Raw genomic sequence first — 26026 nt, 5'->3', positions numbered from 1 at the left:
CGGTCCGCATCCGGCCAAGGAACGACGCCCCCCAGGCCGTCCTAACTGGGGACGAACAGTTCCAGCAGCAGCCAGACGACGGGGGCCGTCGCGACGAGGGAGTCGAGACGGTCCATCACTCCCCCGTGGCCGGGCAGGAGCGTTCCCATGTCCTTGATGCCGAGATCCCGCTTGATCATCGATTCGACGAGGTCGCCGGCGGTCGCGGTGACCACGGCGGCGAGCCCGATGATCACGCCCTGCCAGATGTGACCGCCGTCCAGGAGCCACCACACCAGCCACCCGCCGACGATCATGCAGGTGACGGCGGACCCGGTGACGCCCTCCCAGGTCTTCTTCGGGCTGATCGTGGGCGCGAGCTTGTGCTTGCCCAGGAAGGATCCGGCGAAATAGCCGCCGATGTCGCTGGCGACCGTGGTGGCGATGAAGATGACGGTGCGGTGGTCGCCGTCGTCGGGACGCATGAGCAGCGCGACGATCCCGCCCATCAGCACCAGGTAGCCGGCCACGAGCGATCCGGCGGTGACGTCCCGCACGTATCCGGGGGCGCCCTCGGTCATGCGCGTCATCAGCAGCGCCAGGACCGTCAGCGAGACCGCCGCGACGGTGGCGGTGGCGCCCCACACGTAGGCGACGACGGGCGTGCCGACCATTCCCGTCGCGACGGGGATGAACGGGACGCGGATGTCACGGCTCTTGAAGGCCTCGGTCAGTTCCCGCATGCCGAGGAACAGGAACACGACCATCACGGCAAGGAAGATCTCCTTGACCGTGTACAGCGAGAGCAGTACGAGAGCGCCGAGCGCGACGCCCACGCCTATGGCGAGCGGGAGGTTTCGCCCCGTCTTGCCTTCAGGCTTCCGAGCGGGGGTCGCGCCGCCGGAAGGCACGGAGTCACCGGAAGACGGGGGGTCGCCGGAGCCGTCCGCCCCTGGGGGCGAGTCCAGTGCTTCACCGGGGGGTGGGCCGGCCATGTCGACCTCCGGCTCGTCCGGGGAGCCCGAGGGCTCCCCGGCGTCGTCGAGTCTCATCACACTTCGAGCAGTTCGGCCTTCTTGTGCTCGAGTAGCTCGTCGATCTGCGCCACGTAGCGGTGCGTCATGTCGTCGAGTTCCTTCTCGGCACGCCTGACCTCGTCCTCGCCGACCTCGCCGTCCTTGGCGAGCTTGTCGAGGGCGTCCTTGGCGCGGCGCCGGATGTTGCGGATGGAGACCCGGCTGTCCTCCGCCTTGGTGCCGGCGACCTTGATGAACTCCTTGCGGCGCTCCTCCGACAGGTCGGGGAAGACGACCCGGATGACGTTGCCGTCGTTGGTGGGGTTCACGCCGAGGTCGCTGTCGCGGATGGCCCTCTCCACCGCCTGCATGGACGACTTGTCGAAGACCTGGACGATGACCATGCGCGGTTCGGGGAGCGTGAACGACGCGAGCTGGTTGATCGGCGTCGGCGTCCCGTAGTACTCGGCCGTGATCTTGTTGAACATCGCGGGGGTGACCCGGCCGGTGCGGATGGCCTGGAAGTCCTCCTTGGCGACCGCGACCGCCTTCTCCATCTTCTCCTCGGCTTCGAGGAGGGTCTCGTCGATCACTGTGACTCCCGTGTCATCTGGTCGGCCCTGGTCCTGCGGTTCCGCGCCGCGTCCGGCGCGGCCCGTGGGCTGTGGTCAGCCCTCCGCCGGGCTGACCAGCGTGCCGATCTTCTCACCCCGGACGGCCCGGACGATGTTGCCCTGCCCCATGAGGTCGAAGACCACGATGGGGAGCGCGTTGTCCATGCAGAGGCTGATCGCCGTGGCGTCCATGACCTTCAGGCTCCGCTGTAGAACTTCACCGTATTCCAAACGGTCGAACTTGACCGCGTCTGGATTCTTTCGGGGATCGGCATCGTAGACACCGTCCACTTGCGTGGCCTTCAGTACCGCCTCCGCACCGATCTCCAGCGCGCGCTGGGCGGCGGTGGTGTCGGTGGAGAAGAACGGCTGGCCGAGCCCGGCGCCGAAGATGACCACGCGGCCCTTCTCCAGGTGCCGGATGGCGCGGCGCGGGATGTAGGGCTCGGCCACCTGGCTCATGGTGATGGCGGTCTGCACGCGCGTGTCGAGCCCGAGCTTCTCCAGGAAGTCCTGCAGGGCCAGGCAGTTGATGACGGTGCCGATCATCCCCATGTAGTCGGCGCGCCCGCGGTCCATGCCGCGCTCGGCCATGACGGCGCCGCGGAACATGTTGCCGCCGCCGCACACGACCGCCACCTGCACGCCGTCCCGGACGGCTTCGGCGATCGCCTCGGCGACGTGCTGGACGACCTCCGGGTCGATGCCGAGCGGGTCGCGTCCGGCGAAGGCCTCGCCCGAGAGCTTCAGCAGCACCCTCTTCCAGCCCGCGCGTGGCGCGTGCTGGTCGGACGACGAGGCCGCCGTCGCGCTACTGGTCGTCTTGTCCGGCACGTCGGCGGCCTCCTCGTTGCTTTCGCTATGTCTCGGGTACTCGTCTCCAGAGTGCCCTTAAGCCTGCCCGACCTTGAACCGGGCGAAGCGGACGACCTTCACGCCGGCCTCGTCGAGGACCTTCGCGATCGTCTTCTTGTTGTCCTTCACGAACGCCTGTTCCACGAGCACGAAGTCGCGGAAGTAGGCGTTGACCCGGCCCTCGACGATCTTCGGGATGGCCTGCTCGGGCTTGCCCTCGTCGCGGGTGAGCTGCTCGGCGAGCGCCCGCTCCTTCTCGATCGCCGCGGCGGGGATCTCGTCGCGGGTGAGGTACTTGGGGGCCATCGCCGCGATCTGCTGGGCGACGTCCTTGGCGACCTCGGGGTTCTCGCTGTCCAGCTCGACCAGCACGCCGGTGGTCGGCGGCAGCGACGGGTCGGACTTGTGCAGGTAGCTGGCCACGTAGGCGCCCTGGAAGTGGGCGAACCGGCGCAGCTCCAGCTTCTCACCGATCTTGGCGCTGTTCTCCTCGATCAGGGCCTGGACGGTCTTGCCGGGCTCGATCTCGATGGTCAGCAGGCCGGCGGCGTCGGCGGCACCGTTGGCGGCCGCGAACTCGACCAGGCGCTGGGCGAGTTCGATGAACTGCGCGTTCTTGGCGACGAAGTCGGTCTCGCAGTTGAGCTCCAGGAGCGCCCCGTCACCGGAGTTCGCAAAGTACTCGGCGACGAGGCCGTTGGCGGCGGTGCGCTCGGCGCGCTTGCCGACGTCCTTGGCGCCCTTGAGACGCAGCAGCTCGGTCGCCTTCTCGAAGTCGCCGTCCGCCTCGGTGAGGGCGTTCTTCACGGCCATCATGCCGGAGCCGGTCAGGTCGCGCAGCCGCTTGACGTCAGCGGCGGTGAAGTTGGCCATCGCTCTCTTCGCTTCTCTCGTCGTTGGTCGTGGGACCCGCGACGGTCCCGGCGGCGTCCGCATGGACGCCGCCGGGACCGCGGGATCAAGCCTGCTCGGCCTCGGCAGCCTTGGGGGCCTCCTCAGCCGGAGCCTCGTCGGCCGGAGCGGCCTCGGGGGCCTCGGCGGCCTCCGCCGGAGCTTCGGCGGGAGCCTCGGCCGGGGCCTCGGCGGGGGCCTCAGCCGGAGCCTCAGCCTCGGCCGCGGCCTCGGTCTCGGCCGGGGCCTGCGCGGCTCCGTCGGCCTCGCCGGGCTTCAGCAGGTTGCGCTCCCACTCGGCCAGGGGCTCGCTGCCGGCGGCCGCGGTGCCCTCGGCGGGCTTCTCGTCGCCACCGGGGGCGGCGCCCGCGCGGGCGATGAGGCCGTCCGCGACGGAGTCGGCGACGACGCGGGTCAGCAGGCTGACGCTGCGGATGGCGTCGTCGTTGCCCGGGACCGGGTAGTCGACCTCGTCGGGGTCGCAGTTGGTGTCGAGGATGGCCACGACCGGGATGCCGAGCTTCTTGGCCTCGTTGACCGCGATGTGCTCCTTCTTGGTGTCCACGATCCAGATGGCGCTCGGAACCTTCGCCATGTCGCGGATACCGCCGAGGGTGCGCTCCAGCTTGTCCTTCTCGCGGCGCAGGCCGAGGAGCTCCTTCTTCGTCATGCCGGAACCGGCCACGTCGTCGTAGTTGATCTCCTCCAGCTCCTTGAGCCGGGTGAGCCGCTTGTGGACGGTGGAGAAGTTCGTGAGCATGCCGCCCAGCCAGCGCTGGTTGACGTAGGGCATGCCGACCCGGGTCGCCTGCTCGGCGATGGACTCCTGGGCCTGCTTCTTGGTGCCGACGAACAGGATCGTCCCGCCGTGGGCGACCGTGGCCTTGACGAACTCGAAGGCGCGGTCGATGTAGGACAGCGACTGCTGCAGGTCGATGATGTAGATGCCGTTGCGCTCGGTGAGGATGAAGCGCTTCATCTTCGGGTTCCACCGGCGGGTCTGGTGGCCGAAGTGGACGCCGCTCTCGAGGAGCTGCCGCATGGTGACGACGGGTGCCATTGCCCGTGTTCTCCTTCTCTGGCCCTGCCGGGCCGCATTTGGTTATCTGCCTGCGCCCGGGTGCTGCCCCACCGTCGCCGAGGCGACGGACCGAGGGACTGCGCCCCACCAGGGTTGCGGTGGCATGCGGACGCGTGAAATCAGCCGCCGGGATACCTCCAGGCGGCTGTGACCCGTTGCCGGATCTGGGTCCCGTCCGCTCTGGGAGCGGCTTCTCGTCTGCCCGCCCTGGAGCGGAACGATGACGGCCTGGCCCTGACCGGTGCCCTCTCGGACACACCTACAGATTATCAGGGTGCGAAGGTGTCCGTGCCTCATCGATTCCCGCAGTTATCCACAGTTCGCGAACCCCGTCGACGAGCCGCCCGGCCGAGGGGCAGGGTTCGGTCCATGACCGTGTTCTCGCTGCTCCTGACATGCATGATCGCCATCGGGTCGCCCGGCCTGGACGCCTGGCGCTGGCCTTTAGGGCCGCCGACCCCGCAGGTGGCGCGCGGCTTCTCGCCCCCGGCCGTCCCTTGGGGCCCGGGCCACCGCGGTGTGGACCTCGCGGCGCGCCCTGGCCAGGCCGTCTACGCCGCCGGGCCGGGCCGCATCGCGTACGCCGACGATCTGGCGGGACGAGGGGTCGTGACCATCGACCACGGCGCCCTGCGCACCACGTACCTGCCCGTCCGCCCCAGCGTCCACGCCGGCCGCCGCGTCACGTCCGGCACGCGGATCGGCGTCCTGCAACGAGGGCTGCTCCACTGCCCCATGACGTGCCTGCACTGGGGTCTGCGCCGCGGCGCCCTCTACCTGAATCCGCTCAACCTCGTCCAGCACCAGGTACGCCTCCTGCCTCTCTGGCAAGAGCCCACACCAACGGCGACCCCTCGCCCCGTTGATCCGCCGTCTCCGCAGCCAAGGATGGCCCTGCGCGACGCCGCCACCGCCACGGGCGGAGCGCTGTCGGGCATGCTCCTGGCCTTCGCCCTGGCCTTCGCCTGGCGTCGAACCCGCCTCCGCTTCCGACTGCACCGCCGCCGCCGTCAGCCACCAGGCGTCATCAACCTCTCCCAGGAACGCCGCCTACGCCGCGCTCCCTGACCCGTCCCGCCGCCCGGCTCCACCACAGCCGGGCGGCAACCCCGCACCACACCCCAGAACGATCGGGCGGGTCACAGCTCGGGGCGGGCGCCTCGGGGGTGGGCTTGGCGGTGGACCTGCCTCAGGCGTTCGGCCGATACGTGTGTGTAGATCTGGGTCGTCTGCAAGGACGCGTGGCCGAGAATCTCCTGGACGCTGCGCAGATCGGCGCCGCCTTCAAGGAGGTGGGTGGCGGCGGAGTGACGGAGGCCGTGCGGACCGAGGTCGGGAATCTGCCCTACCTCCGAGATCCTCGTGTGGACGATCCGCCGGGCGCTGGTGGGGTGCAGGCGGCCTCCCCGTGCGCCGAGGAAGAGAGCGGGGCCACTGTTCTCGGTCGCGAGTGCGGGGCGTCCGGCGCGCAGCCAATCCTGGACGGCACGGGCAGCGGGCTCTCCCAGAGGAACCGTACGCTCACGCCCGCCCTTACCCAGGACTCGAACGGTCCTGCGACCGGTGTCGAGGTCGTCGACGTCGAGCCCGCAGAGTTCGCTCACGCGGACTCCCGTGCCGTAGAGAACCTCCAGGACGGCCAGATCGCGAAGCCCCACCGGGCCCTCGGCGTCCACGGTGTCCAGGAGATGTGCCGCATCGTCCTGAGTGAGGACGGTGGGAAGATCACGCCGTCGTTGAGGCGTGCCCAGCAGCAGACCGGGGTCGTTCTCCAGAAGCCGCCGCCGGTGCAGATGGCGGGTGAAGGCGCGGACTGCCGCCGTCCGTCGGGCCAGGGTCGCCCGGGAACGGCCCAGCGCATGTTGACGGGCGAGCCAGGCCCGCAACACCGTGATATCCAGTTCGGCCGGTTCCACCAGGCCGGCATGGGCGGCATAGCCGCAGAAGTCGGCCAGATCGCCGAGATAGGCCCGCAGGGTGTGGGGCGAGACGCCCCGCTCGGCGCGCAGATGACGGCCGAACTCGGCGACGGCGTCCTCCAGCGCGTTGGTCACAGGCGTCACGCTGCGCCAAGGCCCCGACCGAAGCAAGCACCGAACCCCGGTTTCGAGTGAATCATCCGGAAGCTCCCCCGAGTTATCCACAGAAAGCCATTCTGCGATGACGTTCCGTGAGCCTGCGGCACTGTCGAAGGCCGGAGGTGAGGCCCATGACTGCCCACATCGATCTCGGCCGCCGCGGCGAGGACGCCGCCGTCCGGTACCTGGCCGGACTCGGCTGGACGATCCTCGACCGCAACTGGCGGTGTCCCGAAGGTGAACTGGACATCATCGCCCACGACGGGCGGCGTCACGTCGTGTGCGAGGTGAAGACCCGCAGGTCGGCCCGCTTCGGTGATCCCTTCGACGCGATCACCGTCGACAAGGCCACCCGGTTACGGCGGCTGGCCTGGCGATGGGCCACCGCGCACGGCGTCAGCGGCGCACCGATGCGGGTGGACGTGCTCGGCCTGATCGGCGACGGCGACGACTTCTCGATCGATCACCTGAAGGAGGTGTGCTAGATGACGCTGGCCAGAACGCGCTCGGTCTCCCTCGTCGGCGTGGACGGGTTCGTCGTGGACGTCGAGGCGGCCATCACCAGCGGCGTCCCGGGCCTGCACCTCGTCGGCCTCCCGGACACCGCCCTCAGCGAGGCCCGCGACCGCGTCAGGGCGGCGATCTTCAACTCTGGCGAGGACTGGCCCAACCGCCATGTCACGGTCTCGCTGTTCCCTGCCAGCATGCCGAAGAAGGGCGCGACCTTTGACCTGGCCATAGCGATCGCGCTACTCGGGGCGGCGGAGGTGGTCCCGCCGCGCAGCTGCGCGGAGATGGTACTGATCGGCGAGCTGGGCCTGGACGGGCGCGTCCGGCCCGCCCAGGGCGTGCTGCCCGCCGTGCTGGCCGCCGCGAACCGCGGGTACCGCACGGTCGTCGTCCCGCGCGCCAACGCCGAGGAGGCCGAACTCGTCCCGGATACGAAGGTGGTCCCCGCGAGCACGCTCCGCGGGCTGCTGTGCTTGCTGCGCGACGAACCACCGCCCTTCGAGGAGGACGAGGAAGACTCACCTGCGACCCCGAAAGGGTTCGGCCTGCGGCAACAGACCATCCCGCCCGACCTGGATCTGGCCGACGTCAGGGGGCAGGCCGAGGCCCGCCGCGCCCTGGAGATCAGCGCCGCGGGAGGGCACCACCTGTTCTTCGCCGGTCCGCCGGGCTGCGGGAAGACCATGCTCGCGGAGCGGCTCCCGACGCTGATGCCGCCCCTCGAACCGGAGGTGGCCCTGGAGGTCACCGCGATCCACTCCGTCGCCGGGACCCTCCGGCCGGGGCAGCCCCTGATCACACAACCCCCGTTCTACGCGCCGCACCACACGGCCTCCCGTGCCTCGATGGTCGGCGGCGGCTCGGGCCGCGTGCTCCAACCGGGCGCGGTCTCCCTGGCCCACCGAGGGATCCTCTTTCTGGACGAGGCGCCGGAGTTCATCGCCGGGACGCTCGACGCCCTGCGGCAACCGCTCGAAGAGGGCGAAGTGCGGATCAGTCGCATCGAGGGCATCGCGCACTTCCCCGCCCGGTTCACACTCGTCCTCGCGGCGAACCCGTGCCCGTGCGCCGCGGCGAAGCAGATCGACTGCTCCTGCGCCCCGGGCATCCGCCGCAAGTACGCCAGCCGGGTGTCCGGCCCGCTGCTCGACCGCATCGACCTCAAGCTGGAGCTCACCCCGGCCAGCCGAGCCGAGCTCCGCTACGACCTGGAGTTCGCCGAGTCGAGCAAGGTGGTGGCCGAACGGGTCATGCTGGCCCGCGAACGAACGATGAGACGCCTGGCCGGCACCCCGTGGCGGTCCAACTCCGAGGTCCCCGGGCCGGAACTGCGCCGCCGCTTCACACCGCCCCAGGAGGCGATGCACGGCGCCGACGAAGCCCTGCACCGGGGCACGCTCAGCGCACGCGGCCTCGACCGGATCCTGCGGGTGGCCTGGACGATCGCCGACCTCGCGGGCCACGACGAACCCGGGCCGGACGACGTCGGCGGCGCGCTCACCCTCTGGTCCGCGGGGCGCCAATGAGCGACGAGCGAACCGCCCGCGCCACCCTGACCGCGGTGGCGGAACCCGGAGACGCCTTCCTCAACCGGATGATCGACCACTGCGGCCCCGAGGACGCACTGGAGGCCATCCGGTCCACACGGCTCCCCCGGAGCCTGCCGGCGACTCCCCAGGAGGTTCGGCGTCTCGACAACTGGCGGATCCGGCTCATCGCAGCGGAACCCGACCAGGACATGGCCGTCTGCGCCCGGTTCCGCGGCCGCCTCATCTGCCCGGGAGAGCCCGAATGGCCGACGACCCTCGACGATCTCGGCGCCGGGCGCCCGTACGCCCTGTGGCTGCGCGGCCCCGGCGACCTGCGCTATAGCTGCCTGCGTTCGGTCGCCATCGTCGGCTCCCGCGCCGCGTCCCCCTACGGCCTGCGCGCCGCCGCCGAGTTCGCCTCCGAACTCGCCGACCAGGGCTGGACGGTGATCTCCGGCGGCGCCCTCGGCATCGACGCGGCCGCCCACCGCGGCTCCCTGGCCGCCGACGGCCCGACCGTCGCGGTCCTGGCGAACGGCGTGGACGTCCCCTACCCGGCGTCCAACGAGGGGCTCTTCGCGGAGATGGCCCGGCGATCGCTCCTCGTGAGCGAGTCACCGCCGGGCGCCCACCCGCACCGCCTCCGCTTCCTCGTCCGCAACCGGGTGATCGCGGCCCTCTCCCGGGGCACGGTCATCGTCGAGGCGGAGGCGCGCAGCGGCGCCCTCAACACCGCCGGCTGGGCGGCCAGACTCGGCCGCGTGGTCATGGCCGTGCCGGGCCCGATCACCTCTCGCTCCTCGATCGGCTGCCACCGCCTCCTCCGCGAGGAGGGCGCCACGCTCGTCACCCGCCCCGAGGAGATCATCGAGGCCGTCGGCCGCATCGGCGCCGACCTGGCCCCGCCACCGGCCACCCCCGTCCTGCCCCGCGACCGCCTGGAATCGGTGACCCGCTCCGTCCTGGAGGCCTTCCCTGCCCGCGGCGCCGCCGGCCCCGCCCAGCTCGCCGTCAACGCGGGCGTGGACCTGAACACCGTCAACGCCAAACTCGGCCTGCTCGCCGCAGGCGGCTTCATAGAGCGCACGCCCTCCGGCTGGCGCCTGACGAAGTCCGGCAGGACGAACAGCCCACCCGCCATGCAGTCGGCCGACCCTCCGCCCCTCCCCCGCGTCGGCAACGACCACCCACAGGCGCCCCCATGACCGTGGCCGCATGATCAGCCTGGGTATCGGGTGTCAGCGCCCGGTATCAGCGCCCGGCGCCCAGTGTCCCGCGCCACGTTGTCGTGGACGGGGCGCTCGCGCCGATCGACCGGTTGTCTGCCGTTTCGTCAGCGCCCTGCGACGACCACCGCGGGGGGCGCACTCAAGGGGGTCATGTCGGCGATCGGGGGGGCATGACCGGCGATCGGGCGGTGAAGCATCGGCTCGGGGGCGTGAGGGGCTCCCCCGGCCATCACTGATTCAGGGGGAAGCGGTCGTGCATGTCGGCGGACTACTCCTCGGCGGGGAGCTCGAAATCGCTCTTCGCCAGCTCCTCGACGTTGACGTCCTTGAACGTGACGACTCGAACGTTCTTGACGAAGCGGGCCGGACGGTACATGTCCCAGACCCACGCGTCCTGCATGGTGACCTCGAAGAAGACCTCGCCGTTGTCGACGCTGCGCACCTGGAGGTCGACCGAGTTCGTGAGGTAGAAGCGGCGCTCGGTCTCGACGACGTAGCTGAACAGCCCGAGGACGTCGCGGTACTCGCGATAGAGCTGCAACTCCATCTCGGTCTCGTACTTCTCGAGATCCTCCGCGCTCACGCTCGTGCCCCTTCCGTGCGGTCCTCATCGGGGAGCTCCCCCTCGGTCTCCTCCTCCAGGACCACATCTCCATTGTTACGCAAGGCACGCCCGACGTTGACGTAGGAGAACCGATGCTCAGGACACGGACCGTGCACTTCGAGCGCCCTGCCGTGCGCACGGGTCACATAGCCCTTGTGAACATCGAAGCCGTACTCGGGATACCGCTCATGGAGGTCCACCATGATCCGGTCCCTGGTGACCTTCGCGATGATGGACGCCGCGGCGACACAGGCCGCGACCTGGTCGCCCTTGATCATCGGGAGGCCGGGGACGTCCAGCCCCGGCACCGGGAACCCGTCACTGATCACATACGCGGGGCGCCTGTCGAGGGCGGCCAGCGCCCGCCGCATTCCGGTGATGTTGCACCGGTGCAGCCCCAACCGGTCGATGTCATGGCACGGGATGACGATGGCGCTCCACGCGTGGGCACGCTCGGTGATCTCCGCGTACAGCCGCTCCCGGCGCGCGGGCGTGAGCAGCTTGGAATCCGTGAGGCCGTCGATCTTCCCTCGTCCGCCCTGGAGGATCACCGCGCCGACGACCATCGGCCCCGCACAGGCTCCCCGCCCCGCCTCGTCGACGCCGGCGACGGGGCTGAAACCCGCGTGGCCGAGAGCCCGCTCGTACGCGAACAGTCCTGCGTCCCGGCGCGGTGTGAAACGGAGTGGACGACCGTTCATGCTCCGCAGCGTACGTCCCAGCGAGCCCCGGCCGCTCCCCGAACGCCACGCTTACTGCCGTATGCCGCACCACACCGAAAACCACCCAAGCCAGAAAGCGGCCCACAGGTCCTGTTCGCCCTCCAGGACCACACCGCCCCCACCCCGCGACCAATCGCCCTCGACGAGCCGAGCACCAGCGCACTCAGCGCCGACAGCAGAACTCTGGCGGCGCGGCCACGGCGGCGACCGCCGGCAGGCTCTCCACGCCACCGGCCCTCGTGCCTCCGGCCGGCCTGCCTTTACGTGGGCCGGTTGAGGAGGGCGGGGGCGGCGAAGGACCAAGGGATCCTGGACGGAGTTCATCGGCACGGCCGATCACGCGCGCGGCTTCAGAACCCGGAGCGGTCGGGCCGCCGCCGGTTCGGTCGGTTCGCGTGGTCAGGTTTTGTAGTGGCGGCGGCGTCTGAGGTAGGCGAGAGGCAAGGTGCAGAGGATGCCCAGGGCGTAGGGGGCGGCCGGGAGGGCGGCTGCGCCGGACTTCTCCAGGGCGGGTTGTTTGAAGGTGGCCGGGATCGGCAGAGTGCCGAGGCGGTCCAGAGGCCAGACGATGACGAAAGCGCGGCCGATGACGCGGTCGATCGGGATGGTGCCGCCGCCCGGGTCGCCGCGATGGGAGCGGGAGTCGTAGGACAGTTCGCGGTGGTCGCCCATCACCCAGAGCTGACCCGGCTTCACGGTGACGTCGAAGGGGTCGTTGGAGGGCTTGTTCTGCTCATGGGTGATCGGGTCGGTGAAGATGTAGGACTTCTCTTCCAGGGGGACGCCGTTGACGGTGACGCGGCCCTGGGCGTCGCAGCACTTGACGTGGTCGCCGGGGATGCCGATGACGCGCTTGATGTAGTCCTTCTCGTTGGGCGCGACGCCGAAGGCGGTGCCTACGGCGCGCAGGGCCTTGGAGACGGGATTGCTGGGCTCGTCGACCTGGACCTCGGGGTCCCAGGAGTCGAGGCCGTTGAAGACGATGACGTCACCGCGGGCGATGTCCCGGGTGTGGTAGACGATCTTGTTGACCAGGACGCGGTCGCCGACCTGGAGGGTGTTCTCCATGGAGCCGGACGGAATGTAGAACGCCTGGACCGCGAACGCCTTGATGACCAGGGCCAGCACGACGGCGACCACGATGAGGACGGGAAGCTCTTTCCAGAAGGAGCCCTGCTTCTTCTTGCGCTTGCCGTCTTCTTCGGAGTCGTCGGCCGTCTCGTCGGCCGAGTCCACGGGCTCCTTCTCTTCGGGCACCGCGCCCTCGGCTTCGGATCGCACGTCTCTCCGATCGTCCTCATCAGTCATCAGAGCGAAAGCCTAGCGGCGCGGTGCCCATGGGACGCCGCGCGTGGGCGTGTCGCCGACGACCAAGCCGATCATCTCCGTCCAGAACGGGCAACGCCCCGGGCACCGTCGCGGGTTCCCGGGGCGTCGTGGTCCATCGGCTCAGTGGTCGCGCTTCTCCTTGATGCGCGCGGCCTTGCCGCGCAGGTTGCGCAGGTAGTAGAGCTTGGCGCGGCGGACGTCGCCGCGGGTGACGACCTCGATCTTGTCGATGGAGGGGCTGTTGATCGGGAACGTCCGCTCGACGCCGACGCTGTAGCTGACCTTCCGGACGGTGAAGGTCTCGCGGGCGCCGCCGCCCTGCCGCCGGATCACCACGCCCTGGAAGACCTGGATACGGCTCCGGTTGCCCTCGGTGACGCGCACGTGCACCTTCAGCGTGTCGCCCGGACGGAAGTCCGGGACGTCGGCGCGCATCGCGGCCTTCTCGATCTCCTGGATCAGGGTGTGCATCGCAGCGTTTCCTCGTGGTCGAACGCGGGCGTCGAGAGGCCCCGGTGGGTCCTGCGTGGGGGCGTCGCGCCGCGGAAAGTGGTCTTGGGGTGCCGTGCGGTCAAGACGCACGGACGCTTTAGTCTGCCATATCTTCGCCGTCAACCGGAAAACCGGCCTCGCGCAGCACGTCGCGGTCGTGCTTGTCGAGGGCCTCCGGCGCGAGGCGGGAGAGCAGTTCGGGGCGGTGCCGGGCCGTCCGGCGCAGCGCCTCGTCGCGCCGCCACCGGGCGATCGCGCCATGGTGTCCCGAAAGAAGAATGTCCGGAACAGGCCGCTCGCGCCAGACAGGAGGCTTGGTGTAGACGGGGCCTTCCACGAGCGACTCCATCGCGCCCGGGGCGAAGGAGTCGTCGGCGACCGAGTCCGCGTTGCCGAGGACGCCCGGCAGAAGGCGGCCGATCGCCTCCACCATGACGAGGACGGCGACCTCCCCGCCGGCGAGGACGAAGTCGCCGAGGCTGACCTCGTCCACCGGCATCCGGGTACGGGCCTCCTCGGCGACGCGGGAGTCGATGCCCTCGTAGCGTCCGCAGGCGAAGATCAGCCACGGCTCCGCCGCGTACCGCACCGCGTCCGCCTGTGTGAACGGCCGCCCGCTCGGTGTCGGAATGATCAACCGCGGCACCATCCCGGGGGCCACCTCGGCGGCGGATGCCCCTCTGCCGGACGCCTCGGCCCCCGGCTCACCGGCTGATTCCAGGCCGGACGGGGCCAGGGACGACGTCTCGCCAAGGACGGGCGGGGCGGAAGGGCCGCCGCCCGGCGGGATGGAAGCACCGCCGCCCGCCGAAGGGGAAGGGTCGCCGCCCGGCGAGAGGGAAGAACCGCCGCCCGGCGGGATGGAAGGGCCGCCGCCCGGCGGGGCGGAAGAGCCGCCGCCCGGCGAGGGGGAAGGGCCTCTGTCCGGCGAGAGGGAAGGGCCTCTGTCCGACGGGGGCGGGCTCGTCACGGGCTGGGTGCCGGGGAAGGGGGGCACCAGGGTGTCGAGGGCCTCGCCCCAGGGGTCGGGTTTCATGACCATGCCGGGGCCGCCGCCGTAGGGGGTGTCATCGACGGTGCGGTGCCGGTCGTGGGTCCATTCGCGCAGGTCGTGGACGCGGACGTCCAGCAGTCCGGCGCGCCGGGCCTTGCCCAGGAGCGAGATGTCCAGAGGGGCGAAGTACTCGGGGAAGATCGTGACTATGTCGAGTCTCATGATTCGTCGAGCAGACCGGGGGGCGGGTCGATGACGAGCCGCCCCCCGGGAACGTCCACCTCGGGGACGAGCGCGGCCACGAAGGGGACCAGCTTCTCGCCCCCGGCCCCGCGCACGACCAGGAGATCCTGGCCGTGGTGCAGGACGTCCGCGACCCGGCCCACCTCGGCCCCGTCCGTGGTGACCACGGCGAGTCCGAGCAGTTCCTGGTCGTGGAAGTCGTCCGGGTCGGCGGACGGGGGGATGTCACCGGGATCGACGACGAGCCACGTGCCGCGCAGTTCCTCCGCGGCGTCGCGATCGTCGATCCCGGCGAAGCGCACGAGCAGGCGTCCCGAATGCCAGCGTTTCCGCTCGATGGTGAGCGGACCGGCGGTGACGGGATCGGTGGCGATCGCCGTGCCCGGGACGAACCGTGACTCCGGCTCGTCCGTGCGGACGTCGACGGTGACCTCGCCGCGAATCCCGTGCGGCCGTCCGATCCGTCCCACCACGAGCGGTTCGCTCATCGGGACGCCACTCAGCGGACCTCGTTGACGTCGAGCAGGTCGACGCGCACGTAGCGGCCTCCGGAGAGGGCGCTGATCACCGTGCGCAGGGCCTTGGCGGTGCGACCGCTTCGGCCGATGACCTTCCCGAGGTCCTCGGGGTGCACGCGCACCTCCAGGACCCGGCCGCCCCTGATCCTGCGGGCGCGAACCCGGACGTCGTCCGGGTTCTCGACGATCCCGCGGACCAGGTGCTCGAGCGCTTCTTCGAGCACGTCAGCCCTCGCTCTTGGCTTCGTCGGTCTCGGTGGCCTTCGCCTCGGTCTTCTTCGGCTCGGCCTTCTTCTTGCCCCGGCTCGCGGTGCCGGCGGCCGCGTCGTCGCCCAGCGACTCCTTGACGGCGGCCTCGAACGCGACCTTCTTGTCGGCCTTCGGCTCGGCGACCTTGAGGGTGCCCTCGGCACCCGGCTCGCCCTTGAACTTCTGCCAGTCGCCGGTGATCTTCAGCAGGTTGAGCACGGGCTCGGTCGGCTGCGCGCCGACGCCCAGCCAGTACTGCGCACGCTCAGAGTCGATCTTGATGAGCGAGGGCTCCTGCTTGGGCTGGTAGAGCCCGATCTCCTCGATGGCCCGCCCGTCCCGCTTGGTGCGGGCATCGGCGACGACGATCCGGTACTGCGGGTTCCGGATCTTCCCCAGACGCTTGAGCTTGATCTTGACTGCCACGGGTGTGGTGTACTCCAACTTCATCACTGGATGGGCGGGCCCGCACCAGGTGGGGAACACCGGCTCACGGCCGCCCGATGGACTCCGGTCGCGCAGGACGAGAGAGGGCGCCTCGCGATTCCGGGTTTCCAGCCTGCCATTGTGCCAGACGTTCGCCGCGAAAGCGCAATCGCATCGCCCGGGTGTCGCCCCTCAGCCCCGACCCTCAGGCCTCCGCAGGCCGCACCACCTCGATGACCGCCACCAGGTGACCGGCGGCAGACGCGGCAGATCGACGCATCCAGCACAACTTACGAGCCCAGAAGCGCCATGTGGGGTCCGCGAGACCTGCGCAGCCGCAGCGCCGGGACGGTGCGGGGGCGAGGCCGCGCACGTCGGCGAGCACCCGGGACAAGCCCCACGGCCGCCGAGCTGCGCCCACCCATGTGTTCCCTGCCCCGCACTCCACCCGACCCGCGCCGGGGGGCCTGGCTGCCCCAGGCCCCCGCCGCATGAACCGGGCTGTGCCTGGGTCATGCGGCGGGGGTGCGTTGGGCGGGTTACTTCTTCTTGCGGTTCTGGAGTTTGTTCAGGTCGGGCATCTGGAAGCCGGGCGGGAGCTGGCCGCCGCCAAGGCCGGGCGGGAGGGTGCCGCCACCGAGACCGGGCGGGAGCCCCTTCGGCATGCCCTGGTCCGCGGGGGCCTGCTCCTGGGCGGGCTTGCCCGCGGCGCGCTTGCGGGGGTCGCCGCTGCGCTGCTTGCCCTTCTTGTTCTTGGCGGCCTTCGCCGCCTTGGTCGCCTTGCGGCGGCCGCCGGGCATGCCGGGCAGGCCCATGCCGCCGGCCATCTGGCGCATCATCTTCTGCGCGTCGAAGAACCGGGTGACCAGGCTGCTGACCTCGCCGACGCCGACGCCGGAGCCTTTGGCGATGCGGGCCCGCCGCGAGCCGTTGATGATCTTCGGCTGGGAGCGCTCCTGCGGGGTCATCGAGCGGATGATCGCGGCGATGCGGTCCAGGTCCCGGTCGTCGATCTGGCTGATCTGGTCGCGGACCTGGCCCATGCCCGGCATCATCCCGAGCAGGTTCCCGATCGGGCCGAGCTTGCGGATCATCATCATCTGCTCGAGGAAGTCCTCGAGGGTGAAGTCCTCGCCCGAGGCGAACTTGCTCGACATCTTCTCGGCCTGCTCGGCGTCGAACGCCTGCTCGGCCTGCTCGATCAGGGTGAGGATGTCGCCCATGTCGAGGATCCGGCCCGCCATGCGGTCCGGGTGGAAGACGCTGAAGTCCTCGAGCTTCTCGCCCGTGGAGGCGAACATGATGGGGCGTCCGGTGATGTGCCGGACGGACAGCGCCGCGCCGCCGCGCGCGTCGCCGTCGAGCTTGGTGAGGACGACGCCGTCGAAGCCGACGCCGTCCATGAAGGCCTGGGCGGTGTTGACCGCGTCCTGGCCGACCATGGCGTCGACGACGAACAGGATGTCGTCGGGATGGACGGCGTCGCGGATGTCGACGGCCTGCTGCATCATCTCGGCGTCGATGCCGAGGCGGCCGGCGGTGTCGATGACGACGACGTCGTGCAGGGCGTGCCGGGCCTGGTCGATCGAGCGGCGGGCCACGTCAACGGGGTCGCCGACGCCGCTGCCCGGCTCGGGCGCGAACACCGGGACCCCGGCCCGCTCCCCGACGACCTGGAGCTGCTGGACGGCGTTGGGACGCTGGAGGTCGGCCGCCACCAGCATCGGCGTGTGGCCCTCCTGCTTCAGCCAGCGGGCGAGTTTGCCGGCGAGGGTGGTCTTACCGGCGCCCTGCAGGCCCGCGAGCATGATCACGGTCGGCGGGGTCTTGGCCAGCCGGATCCGCCGGGTCTCGCCGCCGAGGATGGTGATGAGCTCCTCGTTGACGATCTTGACGACCTGCTGCGCCGGGTTCAGCGCCTGCGAGACCTCCGAGCCCTGTGCCCGCTCCTTGATCTGCGCGATGAAGTCCTTGACCACGGGGAGCGCGACGTCGGCCTCAAGGAGCGCGATCCGGATCTCGCGGGCGGTCGCGTTGATGTCGGCCTCGGAGAGCCGGCCCTTGCTGCGCAGCGACGAGAAGACCGTCGTCAACCGGTCGGAGAGCGTCTCGAACACGTGTCTGGACCGTCCTTGGAAAGCTTCTGGGATCGCCTATCAGGGTATCGGGTCGCCGGGCGAGCCCCGCCCCCTCCGGAAACCCGGTCAGCGGAGGGTTCTCAGGACCCGGGTCCGGACGGCGGCCAGCGCGTCGGGGTCGTCGAGCGGGCGGCCCTGGTCGTCCACCACGTAGAAGACGTCCACGGCCTCGGCGCCGAGGGTGTCCACCTGGGCGGCGCGGACCTGGAGGCCGCAGGATCCGAGGGCCTGGCCGACGCGCCACAGCAGTCCGGGGCGGTCATGCGCCCGGACCTCGACGACGGTGGCGGTCCGCGACGCGTCGTCCACGATCATGACGCGCGGGGGCGGCACCGTGACGCCGGGCCGGATCCGGACCGACCGCGCCCGCCGCTCCAGCCGCTCGGCCACGTCGAGGCGTCCGGCGAGCATCCGCCGCAGGTCCGCCTCCAGGCCGGCCGGATCCGGCGGCGTCCCGAACTCCGGGACGGCCGTGAAGTCCAGCACCGCCGTCTGGGCGGACGGGGCGGCCGATCCCGACACCGACGGGGAGGAGACCACACGGGCGGTCTTCACGGCCAGGCGGTGCAGGGCGAGGACGCCGGCGGCGCGCCAGAGCAGGCCCGGCCGGTCGGGGGCGGCGATGGTGATCCGGGACCCCGTCACGCGGACGGCGGCGCCGTCGTGGCGCGCCAGGGCGAGGTGGTCGGCGGTGAGCGCGGGGCCGGGCGGGGGCGTGCCGCCGGAGAGCGCGGCGGCGGCGCGGCGGGCGAGTTCGGCGACGAGGCCGGCCTTCCAGGCGCCCCAGGCGGCGGGGCCGGTGGCGCCGCCGTCGGCGACGGCGAGGGCGGCGAGGAGGTCGACGACCTCGCGCTCGCGGCCGGGCGCCCCGGACACGGCGGCGGTGACGGTCTGGACGGTCACCGGGTCGTCGATGTCGCGGCGGGTCGCGGTCTCGGGGAGCAGCAGGTGGTGGCGGACGACGGTCTCCAGGACGCGGACGTCCTCCTCCGGGAGGCCGAGGCGGGCGCCGATGTCGCGGGCGACGACGGCGCCGGAGGTGGAGTGGTCGCCGGGCCAGCCCTTGCCGATGTCGTGCAGGAGGGCGCCGATCAGGAGCAGGTCGGGACGGGCCACCTCGCGCGTCAGGGCGGCGGCGCCCGCGGCGGTCTCGACGAGGTGGCGGTCGACGGTGAAGCGGTGGACGGGGTTGCGCTGCGGGCGGTTGCGGACGCGCTCCCAGTCGGGCAGCAGCCGGACGATCAGCCCGGCCTGGTCGAGGGCCTCCCAGACCGCGATGGCGGCGGGCCCGGCGCCGAGGAGGGAGACGAGCGCGTCGCGGGCCTCGGCGGGCCAGGGGACGCGCGGGAGGGCGGCGTGCTCGGCGAGCCGGGCGACCGTGGCGGGGGCGAGCGGCAGGCCCGTCTGGGCGGCGGCCGCGGCGACGCGCAGGACGAGGGCCGGATCGTTCAGATCGGCGTTCCGCGCGAGGACGACCTCCCCCTCGTGCTCGACGGCGCCGTCCCCGACCGGCCTGCGCTCCACGCCGCGCCGGCCCGCGCCCTGCGGGACGCCCGGGGGCTGCCGGTGCTTGGCCCTGGTGAAGTTCTCGACGCGGCGCCACAGGTGGGACGCCCCGTAGGTGACGGTGCGGGCGGCTTCGGCGATCGAGCGTTGCAGGACGTCGGCGTTCAGGAGTCCGAGGGCGCGGGCGACGGCCTGCTGCTCCTGGAGGACGAGGCGGTCGGTCGAGCGGCCGGTGACCTGGTGGAGCGCGTGCCGGATGTCGAGGAGCAGGTCGTGGGCGGCGCGCACCCGGGCGTCCGGGGCGGGGGCCACCCAGGACGCGGCCACGGCGTGCATGACGTGGACGTCCCGCAGCCCGCCGTGGGCCTCCTTCAGGTCGGGTTCGAGCAGGAACGCCAGCTCGCCGTGGGTCTCCCAGCGTTCGCGGCACATCGCCGACAGCTCGGCGAGGCGGGTGGGCGCGTCGGCGCGCCAGTCGGCCAGGACGGCGGCGCGCAGCTCGTCGACGAGGGCGTGGTCTCCGGCGAGGCGGCGGGCCGACAGCAGCCCGAGGGCGGCCTTCATGTCGCCGCGCGCCACGGTCCGGGCCTCGGCGACGGTGCGGACGGAGTGGTCGAGCCGCAGGCCGGAGTCCCAGACCGGGTACCAGACGCGGTCGGCGATCAGCGCGACGCCGGCCAGCCCGCGATGCAGCAGGACGAGGTCGAGGTCGCCGCCGGGCGTCAGTTCGCGCCGGGCGTGGCTCCCCACCGCGACGAGCGCCACCCCCTCCGGCACCGTTCCCTCGCCGGCTGCGGCGGTGCCGGCGGACGGCGGGGGCTCGGGGTGGGGCGGGGCGGCCAGCAGGGAGGCCAGCCAGCGGTCGAGGGCGGCGGCGCGGGCGGCGCGGGCGGTGGCCAGGGCGGCGCGGGCCGAGTCCGAAGTGGCGCCGCCGGCCGGAGCGGGCGCGGGGGCCCGGTCTCCGGCCGGCGGGTGTGCGAGGGTCACCGTGCCCCCTAGAGGGCTTCCGGTCCGGTCTCGCCCGTGCGGACCCGGACGACGGTGTCGACCGGCACGGCCCACACCTTCCCGTCGCCGATCTTGTCGGTGCGGGCCGCCTTGACGATCACGTCGATGATGTCGTCGGCGTCCTCGGCCTCGACCAGGACCTCGACGCGCAGCTTGGGCACCAGGTCGACCTGGTACTCGGCGCCCCGGTAGACCTCGGTGTGGCCCTTCTGCCGTCCGTAGCCGCTGGCCTCGCTGACGGTCATCCCCTTGACGCCGAAGGCCTCCAGGGCCTTCTTCACCTCGTCCAGCTTGAACGGCTTGATGACCGCCGTGATGAGCTTCATCCCTTCGCCTCCACCTTCTTGGCCGGGGCGGACGGGGCGGGCGCCGCCGCGGTCGCCCCGGAGCCGGTGCCCGCGCGGATCGTGCCGAAGTCGTAGGCGGTCTCCGCGTGCGCCGTGCTGTCGATTCCGGCCGCCTCGTCGTCCTCGCTGATCCGGAAGCCCATCACCAGGTCGATCACCTTGGCGATCACGTAGGTGACGACGAAGGAGTAGGCGAGCGTCGCCAGGACGGCGACGGCCTGCTTGCCGAGCAGCGCGAACCCGCCGCCGGCGAACAGCCCGTCGGCGCCGGCGTCGTTGACGGCGGTGGTCGCCAGGAACCCGATCAGCAGGGCGCCGACGATGCCGCCGACCATGTGGACGCCGACGACGTCGAGCGAGTCGTCGTAGCCGAGCTTGTACTTCAGGCCGACGGCGAACGCGCACACCGCGCCGGCGACCAGGCCGAGGGCGATGGCGCCGAGCGGGGTGACGAACGCGCAGGCCGGGGTGATCGCGACCAGGCCGGCCACCACGCCCGAGGCGATGCCGAGGGTCGTGGACGAGCCGTCGCGCAGCTTCTCGACGACGATCCAGGCGAACGCGGCGGCGCAGGTCGCGACGAGCGTGTTGATGAACGCGACGGCCGCGGTGGAGCCGGCCGACAGCGCGGACCCGGCGTTGAACCCGAACCAGCCGAACCACAGCAGCCCGGCGCCGAGCAGGACGAAGGGCAGGTTGTGCGGCCGCATCGGCTCCTTCGGCCAGCCCCTGCGCTTGCCGAGCACCAGCACCAGGGCGAGCGCCGCGACGCCGGCGTTGATGTGGACGACGGTCCCGCCCGCGAAGTCGAGCGCGCCGAGGTCGAACAGCCAGCCGGCCTTGCCGCCGTCCTGGCCGTCGGACCACCACACCCAGTGGGCGATCGGGAAGTACACCAGCGTCGCCCAGACCAGGGTGAACACCACCCAGGCCCCGAACTTGGCACGGTCCGCGACCGCGCCGCTGATCAGCGCGACGGTGATGATGGCGAACGTCGCCTGGAACGCCACGAAGACCAGCTGCGGGATGCCCGTCCCGTCGTCGGCCGTGGCCGCGTTCTCCAGGCCGACGAGCCCCCAGTCGCCGAACCCGCCGATGAACGAGCTGAGCCCGCCGCCGTCGCCGAAGGTGAGGGAGTAGCCGTAGACGACCCACGCCATGCCCACCACGGCGATGCTGACGAAGCTCATCATCATCATGTTGAGGACGCTTTTGGCCCGGCTCATACCTCCGTAGAAGAAGGCCAAGCCCGGTGTCATCAGCAGGACGAGCGCTGTGCTCGTCAGCATCCAGGCGGTACTACCGCTATCGATCTTCATCTCTGAGCGCGTCCCTCCTCGCCAGGAACTTCGAACTGCTCAGAGACTCTGGCGCGGCCGTTTCGCCCGGTATGCCGCTACGTTTCCGCCATGTGAAACCCGACATCGACGTGTTTCGCCGCTGTTTCCAAATCCTCACATGCCGTATTTACGCGGTCTGCGGGGCGGTGCGGGGACCGGTTCAGTCGCCGAGGATCGCGTCCACGAACGCCTCGGGCTCGAACGGCGCGAGGTCGTCCGGCCCCTCCCCCAGGCCCACCAGCTTCACCGGGACGCCGAGCTCGCGCTGCACCTGGACGACGATGCCGCCCTTGGCGGTGCCGTCGAGCTTGGTGAGCACCACGCCGGTGACGTTGACGACCTCGGCGAAGACCCGGGCCTGCTGCATGCCGTTCTGGCCGGTCGTCGCGTCCAGGACGAGCAGGACCTCGTCGACCGTGGCCTGCTTCTCCACCACCCGCTTGACCTTGCCGAGCTCGTCCATCAGCCCGGTCTTGGTGTGCAGCCGGCCCGCCGTGTCGACGATCACCACGTTGACCTTGGTGTCGATGCCCTGCTTGACGGCGTCGAACGCGACGCTGGCGGGGTCGGCGCCCTCGTCCTTGCGGACGACCTGCGCGCCCACCCGCGTCCCCCACGTCTCCAGCTGGTCGGCGGCGGCGGCGCGGAAGGTGTCGGCGGCGCCCAGCAGCACGGTGTTGCCGTCGCCGACGAGGACGCGGCCGAGCTTGCCGCACGTGGTGGTCTTGCCGGTGCCGTTCACGCCGACGACCATGAGGACGGCGGGCCGGTCTCCGTGCGCCTCGGTGTGCAGGGAGCGGTCGATGTCCGGGCCGATCTGCTTGAGCAGCTCGTCCTTGAGCAGCTCGCGCACCTCCGCCGGGCTGCGCGTGCCGAGGACCTGGACGCGGGTCCGCAGGTCGTCGGTGACCTGCCGGGCCACCGCCGTGCCCATGTCGGCGGCGATCAGGGTGTCCTCGATCTCCTCCCAGGCGTCCTCGTCGAGCGTGTCGCGCGACAGCAGGACGAGGAGGGTCTTGCCGAAGGCGTTCTGGGAGCGGGCGAGCCGGGCCCGCAGCCGCACGAGCCGCCCCGCGCCGGGCGGCGGCCTCTCGATCTCGACGGTGGGCCGCGGCGGCGCGACCTCCGTCGGCGGCGCCTTCTCGATCGTGGGGGCGCCGGTGTCGGCGGTGTCGGCGGCGGTGGCGCCGCCGGTGCGTTCCGAGGGGCGCTCGACCGGCGGGCGGGTCCGGCGCGGCCGCAGCAGCGTGACGCCGCCGATGATCAGCGCGATCACGGCCAGCGCGGCGATGACGATCACATATTCCATAACGCCCCCAGTTTTCCAGACGAGCACTCCCGCGCGAACACGCTGCGCGCGGGCCCGCCGATCATGCGGCGAGCCCGGCCGGGCGCGCAACCGCGCGGGACGCCCGAACGCCCCGGGCGCCCGCGCCGGGGCGGTAGATCAGGCATTACCCCCGGGGAGGGATGCCCGTTCGGAGGACTCCCACTCGTCGACGTTGCGGAGCAGGGCCTCCAGGTAGGACCGCAGGTGGGTCCGGTAGACGTCGCTGTAGGTGCGCAGGTAGGCGATCTCCCGCTCCAGGGCGAGGCGCTCGCCGTCCGGGAGGGTCTCGGGGCGGGACGCGGGCAGGGCCTGCGGCGGGGCCGTGCGGACGGCCGCCTCGGCGACGGCGGCGGCCTTGCGGTGGGCGTCCTCCATCATCTGCTCCGCCCGGCCCTTGGCGTCGGACAGGATCGCCTCCCGGTGCAGCCTCGCCTCGTGCGCCAGTTCCCTGGTGTAGCGCTCGGCGTCCGCCACGTACAGGTCGGCGGTCTGCTGGGCCTGCGAGAGGATGCGGACGGCCTGGAAGTGGGCGTCCTCGGGGGCCATGACGCCGCGGGCGCCCGAGGACGCCTGGGCGCGCAGCCGGTTCACCTCGTCGGCCAGGGCGGCCTTGTCGGTGAAGATCTTGACGAGTTCCCGCTCCACGTACTGCAGGAAGTTGCGGACCTGCTCCTCGTCGTATCCGCGGCGCCCGAGGGCGGCCCGGGCGAACACCACCGAGTGGAGCTCGCCCGGGGTCAGCCGCGAGCCCTCGGAGACGACCGGAAGGTTCGGGGAGTTCAACGCGCTCACCTCTGTGCGTCGGCGAAGGTTTCGAGGCGGATGCGGTCACGGGGGACGCCGAGCCGCGTCAACTGCTCGACGGTGTGCCCGACCATGACGGACGGCCCGCACACGTAGGCGTCGTGACCGTCCCAGGGGCCGCGCCTGGCGACCACGTCGGACAGGTTGCCGTGCTCGATGCCGTCGTCCCCCGACTGGAGCAGCGAGGAGAACCCGTGCCCGCCCGGTTCGTCCGACACGGCCGGGACGACGGTGAGCCAGGGGAACCCGTCCGCCAGTTTGGCCAGGTCCTCCAGGTCGTAGAGGCCGTCGCGGCTGCGGGCGCCGAAGAACAGGTGCACGCGCGGCGGGACGGCGCGGCCGGAGATCTGCTCCAGGATCGCCTTGAGCGGGGCCAGGCCGGTGCTGCCCGCGACGAGCAGGACGTCCCGCGGTGAGGCGTCGTCCAGCGTGAGCGTGCCGATGGGGGCGCCCATGCGGACGCGGTCGCCTGCCTGGGTGACGCGCACCAGCACGGGGCTCACCGGCCCGCCGTCCACCAGCCGGACGTGGAAGTCGACGGTGTGGTCGGGACGCGGCGCGTTCGCCATCGAGTAGTACCGCCAGTGCCGCAGCCGGGACGGCACTTCGAGCGCGACGGACTGGCCCGGCGCGTACGGCAGCGGCCGGTCGGGCTGGATCCGCAGGACGCTGATGTCGAAGCGGCGGCGCTCGACGGCGACGACCTGGCCGTTCCACCAGGCGGGGCTGCTGAGGGCGTTCTCGTCGGCGGCCTCCAGCATGACCTTGGCGACGAGGCTGTAGGCCGCGTTCCAGTCGCTCTCGATGTCGTCGCTCCAGGCGGGCCCGGAGAAGTGCCGCAGGGTCGCCAGGAGGCTGGCCCCGACGTGCGGGTAGTGCTCGGCCACGATGCCGAACCGACGGTGGTCACGGCCGAGCTGCTGCAGGAACGGGACGAGGTTGGACAGGTCGTCCACCTGGGACACGATGTGCCCGAGGGCGCGCAGCAGCTTGTCGCGCTGGCCGCTCATCCCGATGGGGAACATGTCGCGCAGGTGGGGGTTGCGCACGAAGAGGTCGGAGTAGAAGAACAGCGCGACCGCGTCGCCCTTCTCGGCGACCTGCGCGAAGCTGGCCTTCAGTCGCTGGGCGTCCACGGATCAGGCGACGGGCTCCGCCGCGGCCTCCGTCATGACCTTCGCGACGACACCGTAGGCGGCCGTCCAGTCCTGTTCGAGGTCGGAACTCCACTCCGGGCCGCTGAAGTAGGCGAGGGTGGCGAGCAGGCTGGCGCCGACGGGGGCGTAGTGCTCGGCGACGACGCCGAAGCCGTGGTGGCGCCGGCCGAGGTCGGTGAGGAAGGGGACGAGCGCGTCGGGGTCGTCCACGGTCGAGACGATCTGCGACAGCGCCGCGAGCAGCACCTCGTGCTGCTTGGCCATCGACGTGGGGAACATCCGCCTGAGCTGCGGCTCCCGCGCGAAAAGGTCGGCGTAGAAATATTCGGCGACGTCCAGGCCGTTCGCCGCCACCAGGGCGAAATTGCCTTTGAGTTTCTGCGGATCCACGGGTGACACCTCTCCGGCGGTTCTCCGTACCGGACGGGGGGAGTCCGGTGAGGAAGCCGGAGAACCGCAGGTCCATATGGGTAGTGGATTGCCCCAGGGCACACAAGCCCGCCAGCGTCGCCGGGTCATCACGGTCGGTGCACGCCGATCCCTCCGACTTACGCGTCACCGGCGCCGATGTGAAGTCTCCAAACGGTTATAGGTCGGGAGAAGACGCCGGAGACCGGAGCCGCCGCGCCGCCCGAAATGTGAGCGCTGGGCGATGTCACGTTCCAAGGAAAATGTGACACGCATCACGGCCGCTGCGAAATGGGCCCGCCGCCCGCCCGGGCCGGGGTGCTGGATGCCGCGTGCCCCTGATCCCGCGGCATCCAGCACCCCGGCCCGCGAGCGGACGCCCCGCGCCCAGCTCGGAGAGCCTCAGCGGTCGCCCCGCCTTCACCGACCGCACCGAGAGCAGTGGCGCCGGCAGCCTTCGAAGCGGCGAGCCACCGCGTTCATCCGCCGGGAGGAGAGGGCGGTCGGCCGGGTGCACAACGGTGCGCCGCCCATGACATGAGCAACGCTCTGCGGGCCCCCTTTCCCGGTTCTTTCGTGGGATAATCTCGCCCTGCCACTTCGCCTCCGTTCAGATCGACCCAAGTGGC

Annotated in this window: 25 protein-coding genes and 2 pseudogenes; 4 read left to right on the top strand and 23 right to left on the bottom strand. The window is 71.4% G+C overall.

Annotated elements, in window-relative coordinates; translation table 11 throughout:
* Positions 1–41: 41 nt before the first annotated feature.
* The 5 genes from BJ999_RS12075 to rpsB all read right to left on the bottom strand — a co-directional run bounded on the left by BJ999_RS12075 (position 42) and on the right by rpsB (position 4415).
* Positions 42–1031, bottom strand: coding sequence for a phosphatidate cytidylyltransferase (locus BJ999_RS12075; protein ID WP_229809850.1), 990 nt, complete (start codon positions 1029–1031; stop codon positions 42–44).
* The gene (frr, locus tag BJ999_RS12070; RefSeq protein ID WP_179833382.1) at positions 1031–1588 is read right to left on the bottom strand and encodes a ribosome recycling factor; all 558 of its coding nucleotides are present in this window, start codon (positions 1586–1588) and stop codon (positions 1031–1033) included. The genes BJ999_RS12075 and frr overlap by 1 nt, the downstream gene beginning before the upstream one ends.
* Before the next feature lie 75 nt (positions 1589–1663).
* Entirely contained in the window at positions 1664–2443 is a 780-nt protein-coding gene (gene pyrH, locus BJ999_RS12065) for a UMP kinase (protein ID WP_179833381.1), read from the bottom strand.
* A gap of 57 nt (positions 2444–2500) precedes the next feature.
* A complete protein-coding gene (gene tsf, locus BJ999_RS12060; protein ID WP_179833380.1) occupies positions 2501–3337 on the bottom strand; it encodes a translation elongation factor Ts in 837 nt (278 codons plus the stop codon).
* An 85-nt stretch (positions 3338–3422) separates the two neighbouring features.
* Positions 3423–4415 (bottom strand): 30S ribosomal protein S2, encoded by a 993-nt coding sequence (gene rpsB, locus BJ999_RS12055; protein WP_179833379.1) that lies wholly within the window; start codon positions 4413–4415, stop codon positions 3423–3425.
* Between the two features lie 390 nt (positions 4416–4805).
* On the opposite strand from rpsB, the gene BJ999_RS12050 reads away from it, so the two are divergent.
* On the top strand, positions 4806–5504 hold the full coding sequence (locus BJ999_RS12050; RefSeq protein ID WP_179833378.1) for a murein hydrolase activator EnvC family protein: 699 nt from the start codon (positions 4806–4808) through the stop codon (positions 5502–5504).
* A gap of 71 nt (positions 5505–5575) precedes the next feature.
* Here BJ999_RS12050 and BJ999_RS12045 read toward each other — a convergent pair whose 3' ends face one another.
* A complete protein-coding gene (locus tag BJ999_RS12045; RefSeq protein WP_229809849.1) occupies positions 5576–6490 on the bottom strand; it encodes a tyrosine recombinase XerC in 915 nt (304 codons plus the stop codon).
* 155 nt (positions 6491–6645) lie between these two features.
* On the opposite strand from BJ999_RS12045, the gene BJ999_RS12040 reads away from it, so the two are divergent.
* Genes BJ999_RS12040 through dprA form a run of 3 tightly spaced genes read left to right on the top strand, consistent with a single transcriptional unit; the run spans position 6646 to position 9758 of the window.
* A complete protein-coding gene (locus BJ999_RS12040) occupies positions 6646–6999 on the top strand; it encodes a YraN family protein (RefSeq protein WP_179833377.1) in 354 nt (117 codons plus the stop codon).
* Positions 7000–8550 (top strand): YifB family Mg chelatase-like AAA ATPase, encoded by a 1551-nt coding sequence (locus BJ999_RS12035; protein ID WP_179833376.1) that lies wholly within the window; start codon positions 7000–7002, stop codon positions 8548–8550.
* A complete protein-coding gene (gene dprA / locus BJ999_RS12030; protein WP_179833375.1) occupies positions 8547–9758 on the top strand; it encodes a DNA-processing protein DprA in 1212 nt (403 codons plus the stop codon). Before BJ999_RS12035 ends, dprA begins: the two co-directional genes overlap by 4 nt.
* Positions 9759–10050: 292 nt before the next feature.
* Here the strand turns inward: dprA and BJ999_RS12025 are convergent, their stop codons facing one another.
* The 17 genes and pseudogenes from BJ999_RS12025 to BJ999_RS11950 all read right to left on the bottom strand — a co-directional run bounded on the left by BJ999_RS12025 (position 10051) and on the right by BJ999_RS11950 (position 25379).
* On the bottom strand, positions 10051–10365 hold the full coding sequence (locus BJ999_RS12025) for a DUF2469 domain-containing protein (RefSeq protein WP_179833374.1): 315 nt from the start codon (positions 10363–10365) through the stop codon (positions 10051–10053).
* Entirely contained in the window at positions 10362–11087 is a 726-nt protein-coding gene (locus BJ999_RS12020) for a ribonuclease HII (protein ID WP_179833373.1), read from the bottom strand. Before BJ999_RS12020 ends, BJ999_RS12025 begins: the two co-directional genes overlap by 4 nt.
* 420 nt (positions 11088–11507) lie before the next feature.
* Positions 11508–12389, bottom strand: a complete 882-nt coding sequence (lepB, locus tag BJ999_RS12015) for a signal peptidase I (RefSeq protein WP_229809848.1) — start codon at positions 12387–12389, stop codon at positions 11508–11510.
* A gap of 168 nt (positions 12390–12557) precedes the next feature.
* Entirely contained in the window at positions 12558–12908 is a 351-nt protein-coding gene (rplS, locus tag BJ999_RS12010) for a 50S ribosomal protein L19 (RefSeq protein WP_089312872.1), read from the bottom strand.
* Between the two features lie 118 nt (positions 12909–13026).
* Positions 13027–13653, bottom strand: a pseudogene (locus BJ999_RS41275) (RNA methyltransferase); the annotation flags it as partial.
* 330 nt (positions 13654–13983) lie between these two features.
* Positions 13984–14145 (bottom strand): annotated as a pseudogene (locus BJ999_RS44175) (tRNA (guanosine(37)-N1)-methyltransferase TrmD); the annotation flags it as partial.
* Entirely contained in the window at positions 14142–14654 is a 513-nt protein-coding gene (gene rimM / locus BJ999_RS12000; protein ID WP_179833370.1) for a ribosome maturation factor RimM, read from the bottom strand. The gene rimM and the pseudogene BJ999_RS44175, both read right to left, overlap by 4 nt.
* Positions 14655–14665: 11 nt before the next feature.
* Positions 14666–14908, bottom strand: coding sequence for an RNA-binding protein (locus tag BJ999_RS11995; protein WP_021598307.1), 243 nt, complete (start codon positions 14906–14908; stop codon positions 14666–14668).
* Position 14909: 1 nt separating this feature from the next.
* Positions 14910–15359 carry a 30S ribosomal protein S16 gene (gene rpsP / locus BJ999_RS11990; protein ID WP_179833369.1) on the bottom strand — a complete coding sequence of 150 codons (450 nt, stop codon included), beginning with the start codon at positions 15357–15359 and terminating at the stop codon, positions 14910–14912.
* Between the two features lie 539 nt (positions 15360–15898).
* A complete protein-coding gene (gene ffh, locus BJ999_RS11985; protein WP_179833368.1) occupies positions 15899–17476 on the bottom strand; it encodes a signal recognition particle protein in 1578 nt (525 codons plus the stop codon).
* An 87-nt stretch (positions 17477–17563) separates the two neighbouring features.
* Entirely contained in the window at positions 17564–19990 is a 2427-nt protein-coding gene (locus BJ999_RS11980; RefSeq protein WP_179833367.1) for a [protein-PII] uridylyltransferase, read from the bottom strand.
* Between the two features lie 8 nt (positions 19991–19998).
* Positions 19999–20337 carry a P-II family nitrogen regulator gene (locus BJ999_RS11975; RefSeq protein ID WP_089312877.1) on the bottom strand — a complete coding sequence of 113 codons (339 nt, stop codon included), beginning with the start codon at positions 20335–20337 and terminating at the stop codon, positions 19999–20001.
* Complete coding sequence (locus tag BJ999_RS11970) at positions 20334–21677, bottom strand: ammonium transporter (protein WP_179833366.1); 1344 nt, start codon at positions 21675–21677, stop codon at positions 20334–20336. The genes BJ999_RS11975 and BJ999_RS11970 overlap by 4 nt, the downstream gene beginning before the upstream one ends.
* Positions 21678–21858: 181 nt before the next feature.
* Positions 21859–23007, bottom strand: a complete 1149-nt coding sequence (ftsY, locus tag BJ999_RS11965; RefSeq protein ID WP_179833365.1) for a signal recognition particle-docking protein FtsY — start codon at positions 23005–23007, stop codon at positions 21859–21861.
* Between the two features lie 138 nt (positions 23008–23145).
* Positions 23146–23811: a DivIVA domain-containing protein gene (locus tag BJ999_RS11960; RefSeq protein WP_179833364.1), complete on the bottom strand. Its 666-nt coding sequence runs from the start codon at positions 23809–23811 to the stop codon at positions 23146–23148.
* Positions 23812–23816: 5 nt separating this feature from the next.
* Entirely contained in the window at positions 23817–24968 is a 1152-nt protein-coding gene (locus tag BJ999_RS11955; RefSeq protein ID WP_179833363.1) for a globin domain-containing protein, read from the bottom strand.
* A 3-nt stretch (positions 24969–24971) separates the two neighbouring features.
* On the bottom strand, positions 24972–25379 hold the full coding sequence (locus BJ999_RS11950; protein WP_179833362.1) for a globin domain-containing protein: 408 nt from the start codon (positions 25377–25379) through the stop codon (positions 24972–24974).
* Between the last annotated feature and the right edge of the window lie 647 nt (positions 25380–26026).

Origin of the sequence: Actinomadura citrea (assembly GCF_013409045.1) — a bacterium.
Classification (GTDB): domain Bacteria; phylum Actinomycetota; class Actinomycetes; order Streptosporangiales; family Streptosporangiaceae; genus Spirillospora; species Spirillospora citrea.
The sequence above is the reverse complement of the archived record's forward strand: the minus strand, read 5'-3'. Positions and strand labels throughout refer to the sequence as shown.

What these genes read in the sequence shown, in the direction of transcription:
- BJ999_RS12020 (WP_179833373.1), bottom strand. Translation starts at nt 11,087, where the DNA reads ATGAACGGTCGTCCACTCCGTTTCACACCGCGCCGGGACGCAGGACTG.
- ftsY (WP_179833365.1), bottom strand. Translation starts at nt 23,007, where the DNA reads ATGGAATATGTGATCGTCATCGCCGCGCTGGCCGTGATCGCGCTGATC.
- BJ999_RS12075 (WP_229809850.1), bottom strand. Translation starts at nt 1,031, where the DNA reads ATGAGACTCGACGACGCCGGGGAGCCCTCGGGCTCCCCGGACGAGCCG.
- rpsB (WP_179833379.1), bottom strand. Translation starts at nt 4,415, where the DNA reads ATGGCACCCGTCGTCACCATGCGGCAGCTCCTCGAGAGCGGCGTCCAC.
- BJ999_RS11970 (WP_179833366.1), bottom strand. Translation starts at nt 21,677, where the DNA reads ATGAAGATCGATAGCGGTAGTACCGCCTGGATGCTGACGAGCACAGCG.
- dprA (WP_179833375.1), top strand. Translation starts at nt 8,547, where the DNA reads ATGAGCGACGAGCGAACCGCCCGCGCCACCCTGACCGCGGTGGCGGAA.
- tsf (WP_179833380.1), bottom strand. Translation starts at nt 3,337, where the DNA reads ATGGCCAACTTCACCGCCGCTGACGTCAAGCGGCTGCGCGACCTGACC.
- BJ999_RS12050 (WP_179833378.1), top strand. Translation starts at nt 4,806, where the DNA reads ATGACCGTGTTCTCGCTGCTCCTGACATGCATGATCGCCATCGGGTCG.
- BJ999_RS12040 (WP_179833377.1), top strand. Translation starts at nt 6,646, where the DNA reads ATGACTGCCCACATCGATCTCGGCCGCCGCGGCGAGGACGCCGCCGTC.
- rplS (WP_089312872.1), bottom strand. Translation starts at nt 12,908, where the DNA reads ATGCACACCCTGATCCAGGAGATCGAGAAGGCCGCGATGCGCGCCGAC.
- BJ999_RS11975 (WP_089312877.1), bottom strand. Translation starts at nt 20,337, where the DNA reads ATGAAGCTCATCACGGCGGTCATCAAGCCGTTCAAGCTGGACGAGGTG.
- rimM (WP_179833370.1), bottom strand. Translation starts at nt 14,654, where the DNA reads ATGAGCGAACCGCTCGTGGTGGGACGGATCGGACGGCCGCACGGGATT.
- BJ999_RS12035 (WP_179833376.1), top strand. Translation starts at nt 7,000, where the DNA reads ATGACGCTGGCCAGAACGCGCTCGGTCTCCCTCGTCGGCGTGGACGGG.